This is a genomic window from Aureimonas jatrophae (genome assembly GCF_900104035.1).
Lineage (GTDB): Bacteria > Pseudomonadota > Alphaproteobacteria > Rhizobiales > Rhizobiaceae > Aureimonas > Aureimonas jatrophae.
Window position 1 is genome coordinate 1 of sequence record NZ_FNIT01000003.1, and the last position, 19,366, is coordinate 19,366.

General features: G+C 66.1%; 16 protein-coding genes and 1 tRNA gene. 7 read left to right on the forward strand and 10 right to left on the reverse strand.

The features are described 5' to 3' along the window. The coding region (locus BLQ76_RS21675; protein WP_170842513.1) for a methyl-accepting chemotaxis protein at positions 1-1,519 on the reverse strand (1,519 nt) is incomplete at its 3' end. A gap of 293 nt (positions 1,520-1,812) precedes the next feature. Here BLQ76_RS21675 and BLQ76_RS07705 point away from each other — a divergent pair. Then, positions 1,813-3,768 (forward strand): PAS domain-containing sensor histidine kinase, encoded by a 1,956-nt coding sequence (locus tag BLQ76_RS07705; protein ID WP_139183959.1) that lies wholly within the window; start codon positions 1,813-1,815, stop codon positions 3,766-3,768. Beyond that, positions 3,758-4,369, forward strand: coding sequence for a response regulator FixJ (fixJ, locus tag BLQ76_RS07710; RefSeq protein WP_090671473.1), 612 nt, complete (start codon positions 3,758-3,760; stop codon positions 4,367-4,369). The genes BLQ76_RS07705 and fixJ overlap by 11 nt, the downstream gene beginning before the upstream one ends. Before the next feature lie 20 nt (positions 4,370-4,389). Here fixJ and BLQ76_RS07715 read toward each other — a convergent pair whose 3' ends face one another. Together BLQ76_RS07715 and BLQ76_RS07720 are read right to left on the reverse strand one after the other, a co-directional pair. Further along, complete coding sequence (locus BLQ76_RS07715) at positions 4,390-5,196, reverse strand: DUF1684 domain-containing protein (RefSeq protein ID WP_090671476.1); 807 nt, start codon at positions 5,194-5,196, stop codon at positions 4,390-4,392. A 161-nt stretch (positions 5,197-5,357) separates the two neighbouring features. Next, a tRNA-Ser gene (locus BLQ76_RS07720) sits at positions 5,358-5,447 on the reverse strand. A gap of 213 nt (positions 5,448-5,660) precedes the next feature. Here BLQ76_RS07720 and BLQ76_RS07725 point away from each other — a divergent pair. The 5 genes from BLQ76_RS07725 to BLQ76_RS07745 all read left to right on the forward strand — a co-directional run bounded on the left by BLQ76_RS07725 (position 5,661) and on the right by BLQ76_RS07745 (position 11,210). Beyond that, positions 5,661-7,022, forward strand: coding sequence for a LysM peptidoglycan-binding domain-containing protein (locus BLQ76_RS07725; RefSeq protein WP_170842514.1), 1,362 nt, complete (start codon positions 5,661-5,663; stop codon positions 7,020-7,022). 192 nt (positions 7,023-7,214) lie between these two features. Further along, a complete protein-coding gene (locus tag BLQ76_RS07730; RefSeq protein ID WP_090672613.1) occupies positions 7,215-9,065 on the forward strand; it encodes an ABCB family ABC transporter ATP-binding protein/permease in 1,851 nt (616 codons plus the stop codon). Between the two features lie 103 nt (positions 9,066-9,168). Then, positions 9,169-9,867: a phosphatidylserine decarboxylase gene (locus BLQ76_RS07735; protein WP_090671482.1), complete on the forward strand. Its 699-nt coding sequence runs from the start codon at positions 9,169-9,171 to the stop codon at positions 9,865-9,867. A gap of 37 nt (positions 9,868-9,904) precedes the next feature. After that, a complete protein-coding gene (pssA, locus tag BLQ76_RS07740) occupies positions 9,905-10,654 on the forward strand; it encodes a CDP-diacylglycerol--serine O-phosphatidyltransferase (protein ID WP_090671485.1) in 750 nt (249 codons plus the stop codon). A 1-nt stretch (position 10,655) separates the two neighbouring features. Continuing rightward, positions 10,656-11,210 (forward strand): pyridoxamine 5'-phosphate oxidase family protein, encoded by a 555-nt coding sequence (locus BLQ76_RS07745; protein WP_090671488.1) that lies wholly within the window; start codon positions 10,656-10,658, stop codon positions 11,208-11,210. Between the two features lie 9 nt (positions 11,211-11,219). On the opposite strand, the gene BLQ76_RS07750 is transcribed toward BLQ76_RS07745, so the two are convergent. The 7 genes from BLQ76_RS07750 to rplI form a co-directional block, all read right to left on the reverse strand. Then, positions 11,220-11,960, reverse strand: coding sequence for an SDR family NAD(P)-dependent oxidoreductase (locus BLQ76_RS07750; protein WP_090671491.1), 741 nt, complete (start codon positions 11,958-11,960; stop codon positions 11,220-11,222). A gap of 30 nt (positions 11,961-11,990) precedes the next feature. Further along, on the reverse strand, positions 11,991-13,442 hold the full coding sequence (gene purF, locus BLQ76_RS07755; RefSeq protein WP_090671494.1) for an amidophosphoribosyltransferase: 1,452 nt from the start codon (positions 13,440-13,442) through the stop codon (positions 11,991-11,993). A gap of 139 nt (positions 13,443-13,581) precedes the next feature. Beyond that, positions 13,582-14,217: a CvpA family protein gene (locus BLQ76_RS07760; protein ID WP_090671497.1), complete on the reverse strand. Its 636-nt coding sequence runs from the start codon at positions 14,215-14,217 to the stop codon at positions 13,582-13,584. 73 nt (positions 14,218-14,290) lie between these two features. After that, positions 14,291-15,685: a DNA repair protein RadA gene (gene radA / locus BLQ76_RS07765; RefSeq protein WP_090671499.1), complete on the reverse strand. Its 1,395-nt coding sequence runs from the start codon at positions 15,683-15,685 to the stop codon at positions 14,291-14,293. 42 nt (positions 15,686-15,727) lie between these two features. Further along, positions 15,728-17,212, reverse strand: coding sequence for a replicative DNA helicase (locus BLQ76_RS07770; RefSeq protein ID WP_090671502.1), 1,485 nt, complete (start codon positions 17,210-17,212; stop codon positions 15,728-15,730). 130 nt (positions 17,213-17,342) lie between these two features. Next, positions 17,343-18,614 (reverse strand): cyclopropane fatty acid synthase, encoded by a 1,272-nt coding sequence (locus BLQ76_RS07775; protein ID WP_090671505.1) that lies wholly within the window; start codon positions 18,612-18,614, stop codon positions 17,343-17,345. Positions 18,615-18,764: 150 nt separating this feature from the next. Beyond that, a complete protein-coding gene (gene rplI / locus BLQ76_RS07780) occupies positions 18,765-19,352 on the reverse strand; it encodes a 50S ribosomal protein L9 (protein WP_090671508.1) in 588 nt (195 codons plus the stop codon). Positions 19,353-19,366 lie beyond the last annotated feature (14 nt).

The following is a 19,366-nucleotide window of genomic DNA, read 5'->3' on the forward strand; positions in this document are numbered from 1 at the left end:
CCTTGCCGTGCGGGCCGGCGCGTGCCGCCTCGATCGCCGCGTTCAGCGCCAGAAGGTCGGTCTGGCGCGCGATCTCCTGCACGAGGCGCACCTTCTCGGCGACCTCGGCCATCGAGGCCACGGCCTGCGTGGTGGCGCTGGCCACGTCCTCGGCCAGCGCGCGGGCCCGCACCGCCGTGCGCTCGGCCTGGGCCGCGTTGTCGGCGTTCTGGCGCACGTTGCCCGACATCTCCTCGACCGCGGCCGAGGTCTGCTCGGAGGCCGCCGCCTGCTCGCTGGAGCCCGACGACAGCTGCTCGGCGGTCGCCGCCGACTGGCGCGAGCCCGCCGCCACCTGCGCCGCCGAGCCGATCACGTCCGACACGATCTGCGACAGCTGAACGCTCATCGCATTCATCGACCGCAAGAGAGCGCCGATCTCGTCCTTGGACCGCACCTCGACGCGCTGTGAGACATCCCCCGAACCGATCGCGTCCGCAAGTTGAACAGCGTGCGCAAGCCCCCTGGCGATCGACGTCGCGATCCAGAAAGCCGCCGCAGAGCCTGCAATGAGAGCAAACGCCAGGACCGCGATCAGGGCGTTCCGGGTCGACAGGTAGTCCGCTTCGGTCGCCGCGCGCATGTCGTTCGCCGTCTTGGCTTCCGCTGCGACGAGATCCACGACCTTGGCGTTGACCGCGAGCGTCAGCGGACGAACCTGATTGATGGCGATGTCGGCGGCACGAGCGCTCGTGTTGGCCGTGCCCAGCTCGGAAATCTCGTCGAGAACCGCGATGACGTCGCCGCTCGCGGCGACCGTGGCGCGAATGTCCTTGGCGTACGGCGACGAGCTGCCGGCGGCTTCGTAGTCCGTTAGATGTTGCCGGATCGATGCGCGACGCTGATCGTACGTGTCTCGCGCGGCCTTCAGGCGACCGTCGTTCGTTTCCGCCACCGCCATGACGGCAAGGTATCGCAAGGTCTGCAGTTCGACGCGCAGATCGGCGTTGATGGTGCGCGCCGGACCGTCGTAGCCGCTCGACAACATCTTACCGCGCGTCGAGTCGAGCTGCTTGAGAAGATCGTCGCCGAGTTGGTGACCCTTCTCGGCATTAAGCTGAACGGCGCGGGCGGACGCGTTCTGCTGCGACAGGTCCATCGCCTGAACAGCGATCGCCTCCCATTCTTCGAGTTGCTGAAGAATCGCATCCGTCGCTGCGGCCACGTTCGGTGCGGCCGCCCGGTATGCCGCGAGGTCAGCTTTGGTCTTGACGAAGGTTTCCTCGACGGTCTTGCGGCGGTCGGCCTTCAACGCGACGTCGTCGACCATCACCAAGGCGTTCAGCGAGCGGCCCATGGTCTCGACCTGCTTGGCAATCGTACCCAGGGCGACGGCTCGTTCGAAGGGGCCCTGCGCGAAGTTTCGCATCGTCTCGTTGGCGGCGCCCAGACTGGAAACGCCGAGGTAGCCCGACGCAGCGAGCATCACAAGAACGCCGCCGAAGGTGCCGGCCAGTTTGGTTTTGATGGTAAGGCGCAAGACGATGAACCCCGGACGGCTGCCCCCGCGTTCAGCGGGTCTCTCGGTTGACAGGACGTCCGGATCTTCGGCGTTCGGGCTTACTCCACGTTGTAGGAGTGTCTGCGTAAAAACACCTATGCCTTGCTTGGTGGCGATGACATCGTAAGGCATACTCGCCATGCAAAACCTTGCGTCCGAGTGTCGGGATACGAAGACTGCCGACTGCTGCTTGCGCGCCGGGAACGAACGCTTGCGAATGTCGCGACCCAGGAACGGGTGTGACGATCCGAGGACGGGAGACAGCGCCGATCGTGACTTCGATCGTTGACCGAGCCCGGCACGGTCTGGTGGACGCCCAAGCCGAACCGTTCACGCCAGAAGAGACCGCCAGCGCAGGTCTTCTCTTTTCGGCCATGATGGCGTCGAAGCAGCCGATGTTCCTGGCATGGGGGGCGGACGCCCAGCTATTCTACAACGACGCCTACAGCGCCTTCCTCGGCTCGAAGCATCCCGCGGCATCGGGACGACCCGTGCTGGAGGTTTGGTCCGAGATCGCCGACGAGATCAGACCCCTGATCGAGCGCGTCTACGCCGGTGAGGCGATCCGCATGGACGATATCGCCTTGACGATCGATCGCGGGCAGGGGCCGGAAGACGCTCACTTCGCCTTCTCCTACACGCCGGTCCGGGAGCCGGGCGGTCCGGTACTTGGGCTGTTCTGCACCTGCGCCGAGACAACGGAACAGGTGAAGGCTCTCAGGCTGAGGGACGCGGCGGAAGCGGCGCTACGCGAGAGCGACGACAACTATCGGCATGTGGTCGCGCTCAGTCCGCAGATCCTTTGGGCCGCCGACGAGAACGGGCGGATCGTATCGGCGGGTCCGCGCTGGTTCGAGCTCACAGGCATGACGGAGACGGAGGCGCTCGGCGACGGCTGGACGCGCATGCTCCATCCCGACGACATCGCGCCGACCATCGCCGCCTGGACGCAGTCGATCGAGATGCGCCATCCGGTCGATCTGGAATATCGTCTGCGCGTTCGCGACGGCCGCTATCGCTGGTTCCGGGCCTATGCCGCGCCGCGCATCGCCCATGATGGCTCCGTGCTGCGCTGGTACGGTCTCCTTGAAGACATCCACGAACGAAAGGTCGGCGAGGAGCATATTCGATCCATCCTCGAGACCGTTCCCGACGCCATGGTCGTGATCGATGAGGAGGGAGTGATCCGTTCGTTCTCGAAGGCGGCGGAGCGACTGTTCGGCCTCGAACGTGTCGCGGTAGTGGGCGAGAACGTGCGTCTTCTGATGCCCGAGCCCTACCGCAGCGGTCATGACAACTACCTCGACCGATACAAGGAGACCGGCGACCGGCGCGTCATAGGCATCGGTCGTGTGGTGCTCGGTCGTCGCCATGACGGGTCGACCTTTCCGATGGAATTGGCTGTGGGCGAGGTCGCAACCGGTGACGAGCGACTTTTCATCGGCTTCATACGGGATCTGACCGAAAGCCGCCGCGCCGAGGAGCGCTTCAGTCAGCTCCAGGGCAAGCTTCTCCACATGTCCCGCTACACCGCGCTCGGCGAGATGGCGTCGGCGCTGGCCCACGAACTGAACCAGCCTTTGACGGCTGTCTCCAACTATCTGCGCGGATGCGCTCCCATCCTGTCGCGATTGCCGGGGCCGGACGGCGAACTCGTCGCTGAAGCCGTCGAGGAAGCGGCGGAACAGGCGATGCGAGCGGGCCGCATCATTCGGTCCATGCGGGAGTTCGTCACGCGCGGGGACAGCCGCCGCCAGAGCGAGGTTCTCGCCCAACTGATCGAAGAGGCGAGCGCGCTCGCCCTCGTCGGCGCCCGGGAAAAAGGCGTGCGGACCATCTTCCGTCTTGATCCGATGCTTCCCAAGGTATGGGTCGACCGTATCCAGATCCAGCAGGTCCTTCTGAACCTCATCCGGAATGCCGTCGAGGCAATGGACGGTTCATCGCGGCGGGAACTCACGATCACCGCGATCCCGGCGGATCGTGACCTCGTGGAGATCCTAATCGCCGATACGGGTCCTGGGCTCGATCCGGAGGCGGCCGAGAAGCTGTTTCAGCCGTTCAACACGACGAAGCGCGACGGGATGGGGGTCGGTCTTTCCATCTCCCGAACGATCGTCGAGGCGCATGGCGGTCAGATCGCCATGCAGCCGAACCCGGGCGGTGGCACCGTCTTCCGCTTCACGCTGCGGCGTTCCCCCTTGCACGAGATCGTCCATGCCCATTGATCCTGCCGTCCATGTCATCGACGACGACAAGGCAGTCCGCCGTTCGATCGCCTTTCTCCTGTCCGCGAACGGGCTTCCCGTACGGATCTACGAGTCCGGACGAAACTTCCTGGATCTCCTGGAGCCGGATGTCGCCGGCTGCGCGCTTTGCGATGTCCGCATGCCCGGGATGGACGGCATCGAGCTTCTGCGCGAGGTGCGTCGCCGCGACATCGCGCTGCCCTTCGTGGTGATGACCGGCCATGCCGATGTCGCGATGGCGGTGCAGGCGATGAAGGCCGGCGCGCTGGACTTCATCGAGAAGCCCTTCGAGGACCAGGCGCTGATCGCGCTCTTGCGCGAGGGCATGGAGCGCGGCCAGGCCGAGGGGCAGCGCACGCGGCGACGGGCGGCTCTCGAGGAGCGGCTCGGCCGTCTGACCCCTCGCGAGCGGCAGGTTCTCGAACTCGTCGCCGCCGGCAAGCAGAACAAGATCATCGCCCACGAACTCGGCATCAGTCCGCGCACCGTCGAAGTGCATCGCGCCAATCTGATCGAGAAGGTGGAAGCGAAAAGCACGTCCGATCTGATCGCGATCGTTCTGGAACGTTCGCAAACCTAGCGTGGCGTCGTGCTCCACCCTCAATGCGCCGGCGGGGCGCATTCTCCGGCTTCGATGCGAACCGACAGGACATTGCCGGGCGGGGGCAGGGGACAGACCGCAAAGTCCGTAAAGGCGCAGGGTGGGCTGACCGCCCGGTTGAAATCGAGACGGATCGTCGTGTCCGTCACGTCCTCGCCGAACAGGAAGCGCGCGGCCGCATAGGTCTTACCTGTCCGCGCCGTGGCATCGCGGAAGACGAACTGGGGTCGATCCGGCGATCCGTGGGTCGCGAGCAACTCGAAACGCTGTCCCCCATGCTCGAACACCGCCTTATGGGTGGCCTCGACCTCGGTGCGAATGCTGCGGCTCGTGTCGATCTCGACGGTATGGGGCGCATCCAACCGGACCCATTGGGCATCGATGCACCAGGACGGATCGAACGGCAAGGTTTCGAGGCGCGGACGCTGCTCGTCCGGCATAGGCCGCGTGTCGCGCACGCGCAGCGCATTCTCGCCGTTGAGGGTCGTCACCTCGAGAAGCAGCGGGCCGCTCGTAAAGCGCGGTGGCGCAGACTTCGACAGCGCCAACTGCTGTTCGGGTCCGCCGTCCGCCGGTCGGTAGCGCACATCCGATCCGTTCTGCAGAAGCGTTCCGACCCGCTCCGGTCCGGACGGCAGGACGATGTCGTTGTCCGGTCCGCTGCCGATCCGTATCGCGCCGTCCTCCAGCGGGTAGCGTCCGATGATGTTGAGCCAGCCGTCGGGCGCGGCCAGCGCGTCCATCCGGCGCTGGCGCCAGGCGCGAAACTCCGCTTCGAGCGTTGCCGTGGTTGAATCCGGGCGCATCGGCCAAACCTCTTTCGCTGTCGAACGGGTACCGGCACCACCCATGTCGGCGACCGTTGTCGCTCATCCATTCCGAACCGGAACCGCGATCCGCTCATCGATCGCGCTACGCCAAGCGATGTTCGATCAAGGGAAGGGCGGACGACCGCTGGTGTTCAGGATGGCGGAGAGGATGGGATTCGAACCCACGATACGGTCTCCCGTATACTCCCTTAGCAGGGGAGCGCCTTCGACCACTCGGCCACCTCTCCGGTCCGGTTGAGGTACCGGAAGGCGGCGCTTTGTTCAAGGGGAAGCAGAAGAGGCGTGCCGCCAAATCTCCGCACCGCTCGTGGCGACCGACTGACCACGCTCTGGGCGCGACACAGAGCCTTGTTCTTGCTGGAGATTGTTGTTGGGAATGAGGTCCGCTAATGCTGGGCCGACGTTTGTCAATCGTGCCCGAACCGAAAGCTTCGTTCCGAATGCGTTCCAGAACCGCGCTGATCGCTCTTTTCGTCCTGCTGGCGGCTGCCGCCTGGGGCTGGCGCGCCGGGGTCGTGGACACGCGCGGCGACCGCGCGGACGGGACGTCGACGCCGGCCGTTTCGGCGCTTGCGCCACAAGCTAGCAATCAGGCGCCATCGGTGGTGTCGCCTGCGGCGGTGCCTGCGGGCCAAGCTGCACCTGCCGGCACGCCGGCGGATCAGAAAGCTGCCGCGGAAGTGGCCGGTCAGGCCTCGCCGGCAACGCCGACCTTCGATGTGGTCCGCGTCGAACCCGACGGATCGACGGTTGTTGCGGGGCGCGCCAAGCCCGGTGAGACGGTGACCCTGCGCAATGGGGGCGACGCGCTGGCCGAGACCAAGGCGACCGCGACCGGCGATTTCGTTCTCGATCTGACGCTGCCTGCCGGCGAGCATCGTCTTCGCCTGTCGGACGCGGGCAATGCGCTGTCGCAGGATGCGGCCGTCGTCAGCGTTCCCGCACCGGGGCGACCGAACGATCTCCTGGTCATGATGGATCGTCCCGGCCAGCCGACGGAGATCCTCGCCAGCCCGTCGCGTCCGCAACCGGACGAGGTCGCTCCCACGGCGCCGGTTTCGAAGCCGGACACGCAGGTTGCTTCGGCCGTCGACAAGCCGGTGCCGACGGTCGCGACCCCGCAGGCGGGGCAAGAGGCCCGCCCGCAGTCGACCCTGGGCGTCGAGGCCGTCGAGGTCGAGAACCGTCGCCTGTCGGTCGCCGGAGCGGCGCCGGAAGGCTCGCGCCTTAATGTGTATCTCGACGACAAGTTGGTCGGACAGGCGGGCGGAACCGCCGACGAGCGCTTCATCGCCAACGCCATGGCCGATGTCTCGGTCGGATCGCATGTCGTTCGCATCGACGAGATCGGGCCGGACGGCAGCGTGGTGGCGCGGGCCGAGGTCCCGTTCAATCGGCCCGACGAGAACAGCATGGCGGCGATCGCGCCAAGCGCGCCGATCGCGGAAGCGCAGAGCCCCGTGGCGGATGCGCCGACCGTGGCGGACGCATCCGTGGCAAGCCAGCGGCCTTCGACGGACGCGACAGGTCCGACGCCGGCAGACAGCCGCGACGAGCCGAGCGGCGTTGCGACGGCCGGACCGTTGACCGTCGTCCAGCCCGCTCTCCAGGCCACGCAGGCCAAGGTCATCATCCGGCGCGGTGATACGCTCTGGCGCATCTCGCGTCGCGCCTATGGGCAGGGTGTCCGCTATACCGTCATCTACCTGGCGAACGGCGATCAGATCCGGAACCCCAATCGCATCTATCCGGGGCAGGTGTTCCGCATGCCGGACGATGGCGGGCGTCCGCCCCGCACCTGATGGTCAGCGGACGGGAATGGTTCGTCGCACTGGCGATCCGGGGCGCGGAGGACTAGAACGCCTCCAGACAAGGTGGGCTCCGATCGAGGGCCCGCACGCCGCTCCCGCCGATCGAGGCTGGCGCGGCGCCCTCCATTCCGGACATCCCCTGTGGCGAACCAGCAAGACACCGTATCGGGCGACGGCGCCGCCATGTGGCGAACGCTGCGCAACCTGTGGCCCTACATGTGGCCAAAGGAGCGCCCTGACCTCCAACGCCGCGTCTTGTGGGCGACCTTCTACCTCGTGCTGGCCAAGCTTCTGACGGTCGGCATCCCCTATTTCTTCAAGTGGGCGACCGATGCGCTGGACGGCGCGAACTCGGCGCGCGAATGGCTGCCGATCGTCCTGACCGGCGCGGTCACGCTGGTTGTCGCCTACAACGTCGCGCGCGTCGTCTCGGTCGCCTTGAACCAGTTGCGCGACTCGCTGTTTGCCAGCGTCGGCCAGTATGCGGTGCGCATCCTTGCCTTCCGCACCTTCGTCCACATGCATCAGTTGTCGCTGCGCTTCCATCTGGAGCGCCGCACGGGCGGTCTCAGCCGCATCATCGAGCGCGGCACGAAGGGCATCGAAACGATCGTTCGGTTCACGATCCTCAACACGGTCCCGACGCTTCTGGAATTCGCCCTGACCGCGGCGATCTTCGGCTTCACCTACGGCGTTTCCTATCTGGTCGTCGTGACCGCGACGGTCGTCCTCTACGGCTGGTTCACGATCAAGGCGAGCGATTGGCGCATCGCGATCCGCCGCGAGATGAACGACTCCGACACCGACGCCAATACCAAGGCGATCGACTCGCTCCTCAACTTCGAGACCGTCAAATACTTCGGCAACGAGGGCATGGAGGCCGAGCGCTTCGACCGCTCGATGGCACGCTACGAGAAGGCCGCCACGCAGACCTGGACCTCGCTCGGATGGCTGAACTTCGGCCAGGGCGTGATCTTCTCCGCTGGCATGGGCACCGCCATGGTCATGTCGGCGCTTGAGGTTCGTGCCGGCACGCAGACGCTCGGCGACTTCGTGTTCATCAACGCCCTGCTCATGCAGTTGTCGATCCCGCTGAACTTCATCGGCTTCGTCTATCGCGAGATCCGGCAGGGCCTCACCGATATGGAGGAGATGTTCCGTCTGCTCGGCATCCGTCAGGAGGTGACCGACCGGGCGGGAGCGTCGGACCTTCAGGTCACGGCCGGCGCGATCCGCTTCGAGGACGTTCGTTTCGCCTATGACCCGGAGCGACCGATCCTGCGTGGCGTCTCGTTCGAGGTTCCGGCCGGCAAGTCGGTGGCCATCGTCGGACCATCGGGCGCCGGCAAGTCCACGATCTCCCGCCTCCTGTTCCGCTTCTACGATGTCCAGGGCGGACGCATCCTGATCGACGGGCAGGACATCGCGTCCGTCACGCAAGCCAGCGTGCGAAAGGCGATCGGGATCGTGCCGCAGGATACGGTGCTCTTCAACGACACCATCAGCTACAACATCCGGTATGGTCGTATCGACGCGAGCGAGGACGACGTGCGGCGGGCGGCAGACCTCGCGCAGATCTCCGGCTTCATCGAAATGCTGCCCGACGGCTTCTCCACCATGGTCGGCGAGCGAGGCCTGAAGCTCTCGGGCGGCGAGAAGCAGCGCGTCGCCATCGCACGGACGATCCTCAAAAGCCCGCCGATCCTCGTTCTGGACGAGGCGACATCGGCGCTCGATACGCACACGGAGCAGGACATCCAAAGCGCCCTGCAACTCGTGTCCCAGCGTCGCACCACGCTCACCATCGCCCATCGCCTGTCGACCATCGTCGACGCGGACGAGATCCTGGTGCTGCGAGCGGGTGAGATCGTTGAACGGGGCACCCATCGCGACCTTCTGCAACAGAGCGGCCTTTACTCGGAACTTTGGACGATGCAGCGCGAGGAAAGCGAGGCCGAGGAAGCGTTGAAGCGGGTCCGGCAGGCCGAACGGGCCGGGAACGCACCCATGCGAGCCGACACGCAGCCGGCCTGACCGGCGGTCGCCGCGGACGAACCGGCGCACTCGGTTGTGAGCGCTGCGGTTTGCGCCTATCTCCTGCGCTCGCTTCCTCCTACGAAAGGCACGACCCCGCCCGATGGATATGATCGCCTCGATCCGAAACGCCTTCGTCCCGATCCACCGGGCCGGCTATCCGTTCATCGCGGGCTTCTTCGTCGTATCGCTCATACTCGGGCTTTTGTGGGAGCCGTTGTTCTGGGCGGGTCTCGTCTTGACATTGTGGTGCGCGTACTTCTTCCGCGACCCCTCGCGCGTGACGCCCGTTTCCGATGAGCTGGTCGTCAGTCCGGCCGATGGTCGTGTGTCGCTGGTCGGCCATGTCGTGCCTCCCAGCGAACTCGGGCTCGGCGACGAGCCGATGCTGCGCGTCTCGGTCTTCATGAACGTCTTCAATTGCCACGTGAACCGCGCGCCGGTGCGCGGCCGGATCGCACGCATCGCCTATCGCGAGGGTCAGTTCGCCAATGCCGAGCTCGACAAGGCGAGCGAGGTCAACGAGCGCTCGTCCATGGTCGTCGAGACCGTCCACGGCGAGGTGGGCGTCGTGCAGATCGCCGGCGCGGTCGCCCGTCGCATCGTCGTCTTCTCGCGCTCCGGCGACCCGCTCGAGGCCGGCGAGCGCTTCGGCCTCATTCGCTTCGGCTCACGCCTCGACGTGTACCTTCCGGACGGCGCGCACCCCCGCGTCAGCGAGGGGCAGATGGCGATCGCGGGGGAGACCGTGATCGCGGACTTCGGTCAGCGTCCCGCCTCGGTTCTGTGGCGCAAGGACTGAGCGCGCCGTGGCCGAGAGCGCCCCTTCGTCATCGCGCATGACCTTTCGGCAGATCCTGCCGAACCTCATCACCATCCTCTCGATCTGCGCGGGCGTCACAGGCATCCGCTTCGCTTTCGAGGGGCGGTTCGAGCTGGCCGTCGGCCTCGTTCTCGGAGCCGCCTTCCTGGACGGGATCGACGGCCGTATCGCGCGCCTCGTCAACGGGCAGAGCCGGTTCGGTGCGGAGATGGACTCCCTTGCCGACATCGTGAACTTCGGCGTCGCGCCGGCGCTCCTGCTCTACGCCTATACGCTGCACGACGTCGGCTCGATCGGCTGGATCGCGGCGCTCCTCTACATCAGCGGCTGCGCGCTTCGGCTCGCACGTTTCAACACGATGCTCGACGTGCCGGACCGCCCCGCCTGGCACTCGCAGTTCTTCACCGGCATCCCGTCGCCCGCCGGTGCGGCGCTCGCCCTGTTCCCGATGTATCTCGGCTTCGCGAGCAATCTGTATCTGCCCGACATCACGCCGGCCTTCGCGGCCGTGTATCTCGTCGTGGTCGGCATCTTGATGGCGAGCCGCATCCCGACCTTCTCGGGCAAGACCATCGGCATCCCCGTGCGGCGCGACCATGCGGTTGGCGTCGTTCTGGCCGTCGTTCTGTATATCGGCTTGCTGCTCAGCTTCTTCTGGGAGACGCTGACCGTGTCGGCTATCGCCTACTACGCGGCGATCCCGCTTTCGGTCCGTTCGTACCGGCGGCTGGCGGGACGGTCGGGCGGCCGGACAGACGGGGAATGACATGGCCAAGCAGTTCGAACGCATCGAGGACGGTCACCGCACCTTCATCGAGCGACAGCACATCTTCTTCTTCGGGTCGGCGGCCGGCGATAGCCGGGTCAACATCTCGCCCCGCTCCACCCAGCATTTTCACGTGCTGGACGATCTGACCGTCGCCTATCTCGATCTGACCGGCAGTGGCAGCGAGACCGCCGCTCATGCGAAGGCCGGAGGTCGCGCCACCGCCATGTTCTGCTCGTTCGAAGGGCCGCCCTTGATCCTGCGGCTCTACGGGCGCGCCCGCGTCGACTTCCGCGGAAGCGCGACCTACAAGGCGTTCCTCGCGCGGCATTACCGGTCCGGCGAGCCGCTGGGCGCGCGACAGGTCGTGACGCTCGACATCGATCTCGTCCAGACCTCCTGCGGCTTTGCCGTACCGACTTTCGAGCATACGGGCGAGCGACCGGTTCTCGACAACTGGGCCGAGAAGAAAGGCGAGGAGGGACTCCGCGCCTACCGGCAGGAGAAGAACCTCGCGAGCATCGACGGTCTGCCGACCGGCTTCGCCGAGGCCTGAGGCCGTCGCTCAGTCCGGTGCGTGGTAGCGCAGGAAGCGATTCTGCCGGACGTCGAAGAGTTGCCCGGTCTCCGTCAGTTCAGGCATGGCCAGCGGCAGGATGCGCGCCGCGACATCGGCTGGCTTGGGTAGCGTATCGGGATCCTCGCCGGGCATCGCAAGCGCGCGCATGGCCGTGCGCGTCGCGCCGGGATTGACGGAGTTGACCCGCAACGCCGTGTTCGCCGTTTCGTTGGCCCAGGAGCGCACCATCGCCTCGTCCGCCGCCTTGGTCGCCGCGTAGAGGCCCCAGAACGCCTTGCAGGAATGGGCGGCACCCGACGACAGGACGATCGCTCGTCCGGCCGGTGAGGCGCGCAGAAGCGGATCCACGGTGCGGATCACACGCCAGGTCGATGTCACGTTGAGCAGCATCGTACGCTCGAAGACTTTCGCCTCGATATGGCCGATCGGCCCTAGCACGCCGAGGACTCCTGCGTTGGCGACTAGTATATCGAGCTTGCCCCAGCGTTCGTGAATCGCACCGCCCAGACGGTCGATGCCCGTCATGTCGGCAAGGTCGAGCGGCACCAGGGTCGCCGCGCCGCCCGCGGCCCGGATCTCGTCATCGAGCTCTTCGAGCCCACCCACGGTGCGCGCGACGGCGACGACGTGCGCGCCTTCGGCCGCCAGCTGTTTGGCGAGATGATAGCCGATGCCGCGCGAGGCTCCGGTCACCAGTGCGACCGCACCGTTCAATCGTCCTGCCATGCGTCAACTCTTGCGTCCGTGTGGTCCGGGTCAGCCGTTCGTGGCGAGGAGCGAAAGCGGGCGCGTCTCCTCCGCGCTGTCGAAATCGGTCAGCGCTGTGGGGTAGTCGCCCGTGAAGCAGGCATCGCAAAACTGCGGGGCCTGCCGGTTGCGCTCCGGCTCCGCCGTCGCTCGGTAGAGACCGTCGATCGACAGGAAGGCAAGGCTGTCGACCTTGATGTAATCCGCCATCTCCTCGATCGACATACGGGATGCCAGCAGCTTCGACTTCTCGGGCGTGTCGACGCCGTAGAAGCAGCTGGCCGAGGTTGGCGGTGATGCGATGCGCATGTGCACCTCGGTCGCACCCGCATCGCGCACGAGCTGAACGATCTTCTGGCTCGTCGTGCCGCGGACGATGGAGTCGTCGACGAGAATGACGCGCTTGCCCTCGATGATCCGTCGGTTCGGATTGTGCTTGAGCTTCACGCCCATGTGGCGGATCGAGTCGGTCGGCTGGATGAAGGTCCGCCCGACATAGTGGTTGCGAATGATGCCGAGCTCAAAGGGGAGGCCGGCCTCCTGGGCGTAGCCGATTGCCGCCGGCACGCCCGAGTCGGGCACGGGCACCACGATGTCGGCCTCGGCATGGCTCTCGCGCGCCAGCTCCGAGCCGATCCGCTTGCGGATCTCGTAGACATTGCGGCCCTCGACGTTGGAGTCGGGCCGCGCGAAATAAACGTATTCGAAGATGCAGAACCGCGAGCGGCGCTTCTGGAAGGGGAAGTCGCTGGCGATGCCGTCTTCGGTGATCGTCACCATCTCACCCGGCTTGATGTCGCGGATGAAGTCGGCACCGATGATGTCGAGCGCGCAGGTCTCGGATGCGAGAACGAAGGCGTCGTCGAGCCGCCCCAGCACGAGCGGGCGGATGCCGAGCGGGTCGCGGACGCCGATCATGCGGTCCGGCGTCATGCCGACCAGCGAGTAGGCGCCCTCGAGGCGCGACAGCGCGTCGATCAGCTTGTCGTTGAAGTGCCGCGCGGCGCTCGTCGCGACCAGATGAAGGATCGTCTCGGTATCCGAGGTCGACGAGAAGATCGATCCGCGCCGCTGCAGCTCGCGCTGAACCGTGAGCGCGTTGGTGATGTTGCCGTTATGCGCGACCGCGAACCCGCCGGCGGACAGTTCGGCAAAGAAGGGCTGGACGTTGCGCAGCCCGCCGCCGCCCGTGGTGGCATAGCGCGTGTGGCCGATTGCGCATCCGCCGGGCAGGCGCTCGAGCACGGACTGCTTCGTGAACGTGTCGCCGATCAGGCCGGAATGGCGTTCCACATGGAACTGTCGCCCGTCGTAGGAGACGATACCCGCCGCCTCCTGACCGCGATGCTGCAGGGAGTGCAGTCCGAGCGTGACCAGAGCCGCCGCGTCCTGGCGGTTGAAAATTCCGAAGACGCCGCACTCCTCGTGCAGTGTATCGTCATCGAAGGGCGTCTCGTCCATGGGCTGAACCTCTCGTCCTGCCGGATAGCGGAAACGACCCATGTGGGGACGCCGCGGTGGGAATGCGAAAAGCGGAAGAAGCCCGGGGCAGCAGGTGCGTCCGGGCCTCCGTCATTCGGGAGCGTGTGCGCTCGTCGTGTCAGTTCGCCGGCGCGTCGGCCGGCTGTTCCTCGTCCTGCTGGATCGCGTCCTCGATCGACGCCGGCGCGTTCGAGGCCGGGGCATCCGAGGCGGCCGGTCCATCGGCAGGCGTCGTCGGCGTCCCGAACCGTTCGCGGATGGTTTCCTCCGGATTCTCGGGAAGCGCGGCGACGAGACGGGTGCCGAGGTCGTCGAGGAGCGGCTTGAAATGGGCGTTCGAGACCCAGGGCGGCTGGTTGCCGGTCTGGGGCGGGGTCAGCCAATTGAAGAACACCATCGCGACCACCACTAAGAGCAGTCCACGCGCGGCGCCGAAGGCGAAGCCGAGCACGCGATCGATCGCACCGATGCGGCTATCGATGATGAAGTCCGCGATCTTCAGGGTGATGAAGGAGACGACGATCAGCGTTAGGAAGAAAAGGCCGGCCGCCGAGGCCGCCATGGCGACCTTCTCGTTGCTGATGTAGTTCAGCGCGAACGGCGTGACGCGGGCATAGAACAGGAACGCGACGACCGCCGCGACGACCCAGCTGACGATGCTCAGCACCTCGCGCGAGAAGCCGCGAACCATCGCGAGCAGGCCCGATACGAGCATGATCGCAACGAGGATCGCGTCGAGAAGGGTGACGTTCATCGGCTGAGTGTGCCTGCTCGCGTTCGGTACTGTGTGCGTTGCATCATGCTTACACTTCGCTGGAGGGCAAAAATCAAGCCTCGGCTTCCAAGGCGCCTGCAGCCACGCGCGCGACCAGGTCCGGCAGTTGCTCGATCTCGATCGTCTCGCCGTCGCGCGAGCGAGGCGCGTCGGGTCCGACAAGCGGCTGCACGGACTGGCGAAAGCCTAGCTTTTCGGCCTCCTTGATGCGCTGGCCGCCATGGGACACCGGTCTCACCGAACCCGAGAGGCTGATCTCCCCGAAGTAGACGCAATCCGCCGGGAGCGGCCGCCCGGAAAGCGAGGAGACCAGCGCGGCGGCCACCGCAAGGTCGGCGGCCGGCTCCTTGATCCGGTATCCGCCGGCGACGTTGAGATAGACGTCATGCTGGCCGAGCCGCACGCCGCAATGCGCTTCCAGAACGGCGAGCACCATGGCGAGGCGCGGCTGGTCCCAGCCGATCACGGAGCGGCGAGGTGTGCCGAGCGGCGAGGGCGCGACGAGCGCTTGGATCTCGACCAGGACCGGCCGGGTGCCTTCCATTCCGGCGAAGACGGCGGCGCCGGGCGCTTTGCCATTGCGCTCGCCCAGGAACAGCTCGGACGGATTGGGAACCTCGCGCAGGCCGGCGTCCCCCATCTCGAAGACGCCGATCTCGTCGGTCGGACCGAAGCGGTTCTTCACCGTGCGCAGGATGCGGTAGTGATGCGCGCCCTCGCCCTCGAAGTAGAGGACGGCATCCACCATGTGCTCGACCACGCGCGGGCCGGCGATCTGCCCTTCCTTGGTCACGTGCCCGACAAGGATCATCGCGGCGCCCGTGGACTTGGCATAGCGGATCAGCGCCTGGCTACCGGCGCGAACCTGAGTCACCGTCCCGGGGGCGGACTCCACCACATCGGTCCAGACCGTCTGGATCGAATCGATGATCACGAGGTCCGGTCGCTTGTCCTGCCCGAGCGTGGCCAAGATGTCCTCGATGTTGGTCTCGGCCAGGAGCTCCACCGACGCGTCGGAAGCTTTCAGCCGTTGGGCGCGCAAACGCACCTGCGCGACGGCCTCCTCGCCGGATACGTAGATCACGCGATTGCCCGCACGAGCGAGCGCGGCCGCGGCCTGCATCAGGAGCGTCGACTTGCCGATGCCCGGATCGCCGCCGACGAGAAGCGCCGAGCCTCGCACGATGCCGCCCCCCGTCACGCGGTCGAGTTCCGCGATCCCGGTGCGGATGCGCGGCGCCTCCTCGGCCTCGCCCTGAAGCGGGAGCAGGGCGGAGGGACGACCCTTGCGGCGCGAGCGCGAGACAGGCCCGCCGGCGATGCCGCCACCGATATCGGACTCCTCGACGATCGTGTTCCACTCGCCGCAGGCCTCGCACTTGCCCTGCCAGCGCGAGGTCACGGCGCCGCAGTTCTGGCAGACGAACGTCGTCTTCGCCTTCGCCATCAGCGAGAGGCCTTGTTCGGTGATGCTGCGATCATGGCTCGGCTACTCGAAGCGCTCCGGCAGGTGGCTTTCCTCGGCGAGATCCGTGAAGCGCGTGAACTCGGCCTGGAAGGCGAGCGGCACCGAGCCGGTCGGTCCGTGGCGCTGCTTGGCGACGATGACCTCGGCCTTGCCGCGTGCCTCGTTCATCTCCTGCTGCCACTTCAGGTGCTCGTCGGTGCCGAGCTTCGGCTCCTTGTTCTGCAGATAGTATTCGTCGCGATACACGAACATCACGACGTCGGCGTCCTGCTCGATCGAGCCCGACTCACGAAGATCGGAGAGCTGCGGCCGCTTGTCGTCGCGGTTCTCGACCTGACGCGAGAGCTGCGAGAGGGCGATGATCGGAACGTGCAGTTCCTTGGCCAGCGCCTTGAGGCCCGTCGTGATCTCCGTGATCTCCTGCACGCGGTTGCCCGCGCTCTTGGACGATCCCTGCATCAGCTGGACGTAGTCGATCACCATCACGTCGAGGCCACGCTGGCGCTTGAGGCGTCGGGCGCGGGCCGACAGCGCGGCGATCGAGATGCCGCCGGTCTGGTCGATGTAGAGCGGTGCCTTCTGCATCATCTCGGAACACGCGACGAGCTTGGCATACTCGGCGTCCGTGATGTTGCCGCGGCGGATCTTGGACGAGGACACCTCGGCCTGTTCCGACATGATACGCGTGGCGAGCTGCTCGGCGCTCATCTCCAGCGAGAAGAAGGCGACAACGCCGCCGTTCTTGGCCTTGTACGATCCGTCCGCCTGCTCGGCGGGCTCGTAGGCCGAGGCGATGTTGAAGGCGATGTTGGTGGCGAGCGACGTCTTGCCCATGGCGGGGCGGCCCGCGAGGATGATGAGGTCGGACGGTTGAAGACCGCCCATCCGCTTGTCCATCTCGCGGATGCCGGTCGAGATACCGGACAGTCCGCCATCGCGATCCTTGGCCGCGCCCGCCATCTCGATGGCGAGCGTCATCGCGTCCTCGAAGGACTGGAAGCCGCCGTCGTAGCGACCGGTTTCGGCCAGCTCGAACAAGGCGCGCTCGGCGTCCTCGATCTGTTGCTTGGGCTCGGCGTCGATCGGCGCGTCGAAGGCAACGTTCACCATGTCCTCGCCGATGCGGATCAGCGAGCGACGGATGGCGAGGTCATAGACCGCTCGGCCGTAGTCGGCCGTGTTGATGATGGTCGTCGCCTCGGCGGCGAGGCGCGCAAGATATTGCGCGACGCTCATCTCGCCGACGCGATCGTTGGCGGCGAGGAAGGTCTTGATCGTGACCGGGGTCGCGATCTTCCCCATTCGGATCATCTGCGAGGCCTTGCCGAAGATCTCGCGATGGATCGGCTCGTAGAAGTGCTCGGCCTTCAGAAAGTCGTGGACGATGTAATAGGCGTCGTTGTTCACCAGGATCGCTCCGAGCAACGCCTGCTCGGCTTCGATGTTGGCGGGGGCCTCGCGATAAAGCGGCGACTCCTCTTCGAACTTGCGCGCGGCGTCCGCCATGGCGCGTCTCCTGTAGGCTCGGACGAAGCGTGGATCCTACAGGAGATGGGGTCTCGTGACCAACTTTCCGAGTGGGTATGCGCGCGACAAACGGACCATTTTCCTAGCCTCGCGCAAGGTCGGGGCTCCGCTACTCGGCGGCGACGCACTCGCGCGCCGGTTGGCTGACGGGGCGTGTGTCGCGCTGCTTCAGCGCCTGCTCCGCATCCTTCATGTAGTCGCGTCGGATCGGCAGCGTGTCGACCGCGTGCGTCAGCTGGATCTGGAACACGACATACCCCTGCCAGCGGAACGAGGCCTCCGAGATCGCGAGGTAGAATTCCCACATGCGGCAGAAGCGGCGGTCGTAGAGCGCTTCGGCTTCCGACCAACGGGCGAGGAACGCCTCGCGCCAGTCGCGGCACGTCTCGGCGTAGTGCAGGCGCAGGACTTCGATGTCGGTGATGCCGAGGCCCGAGCGCTCGATTGCCGGCATGACTTCGGAGAGTGACGGAATGTAGCCGCCGGGGAAGATGTGCTTATCGATGAAGCTGTTGGTGTTGTAGGGCGCGGTGGTGCGTCCGATCGTATGCAGCAGCATCACCCCGTCCGGCTTCAGCAGCTTGGCGGCCTGCGTGAAGAACGGATCGTAGAAGTCGCGTCCGACATGCTCGAACATGCCGACCGAGACGATCCGGTCGAAGCGCTCATCGATATGCCGGTAGTCCTCGAGCTCGAACCGGACACGGTCCGACAGGCCGCTCTCGGCGGCCCTCGCGTTGGAGCGCTTGAGCTGCTCGTCCGAAAGCGTGACGCCCTTCACCTTCGCTCTGCACTCGCGGGCGAGATAAAGCCCCATGCCGCCCCATCCGCTGCCGATGTCGAGCGTCGCGAGGTCGGGCCGGTCGAAGAGAAGCTTGGCCGCGATGTGCCGCTTCTTGGCAAGCTGCGCGTCGGCGAGCGACTGGTCGGGCGTCTCGAAGTAGGCGCAGGAATACTGCCAGTCGGGGTCGAGGAAGAGGGCGTAGAGATCGGCCGACAGATCGTAGTGCCGCTGCACGTTTCGCCGCGAGCGCTTCGGCACGTTGTTCTGGACGATGCGCCGGTACAAGAGGCGGACCTGTTCGATCGCCTTCATCCATGGCTGCCCCGTCGCGGTCATCGCGGCGTTTTCGAAGACGAGGGCGATCAGGTCGTAGATCGAGCCCGACATCATGTCGACCTCGCCGTCCATGTAGCATTCGCCGAGTTTCAAGGCCGGGTTATGGGCGATCTGGCGCTCGGCGGCCCGGGAGTTCAAGCGGAGCTCGACCTGGGGCGGACTGCCGTCACCGAAGCGGTACTGGCGTCCATCGGCGGTTTGGATCAGCAGCGTTCCCGTCCGGATCAGACGCTTCAGGTAGAAGGAAAGAAGCGGATACATCAGCGCCTCCGACTCGCCTCACGGACCTGCGTGAAAGCCAAATCAGAATGACGTGATCACGCAAAAAGAAAAGGCGTCCCGGTCCCCCGGAACGCCCATTCGTTGCGAAAAGCTCAGTGACGCGAAGCGATTTTGGCTTCGCGCTATGGTTCAGACCTGCGCTTCGGCCGTGTTCTCGCCGGCTTCGGTCTCCTCGGCGCCCTCGTCCTCGTCGGCATACTCGTCCTCGTCGACGCCGTAGATGGCGGCCGCGGAGGTGAGGGTCTCGCCACGCGCCTGACGCTCGGCTTCCTCGGCGGAGCGAGCGACGTTCACGTTGATCGTGATCGAGACTTCGGCGTGAAGGACGATGGTCACCTTGTGGATGCCGATCGCCTTGATCGGCTGGTTCAGCTCGACCGCGTTGCGGCTGACGTCGAAGCCTTCCGCCTTCAGAATGTCGGCCAAGTCGCGAGCGGACACCGAGCCGTAGAGCTGACCGGTCTCGCCCGCCGAGCGAACGATCGTGAAGCTCTTGCCGTCCAGCGTCTCGCCCAGGCCCTGGGCTTCGGAGCGACGCTCCTCGTTGCGCGCGACGAGCTGAGCCTTCTGCGACTCGAACTTGGCGCGGTTGGCATCGTTGGCGCGCAGGGCGCGGCCGGTCGGCAGCAGATAGTTGCGGGCGTAGCCGTCGCGCACGCGAACGGTGTCGCCCAGAGCGCCCAGGCGGTGGATGCGCTCGAGAAGGATGACGTCCATGGTACAGTTTCCTT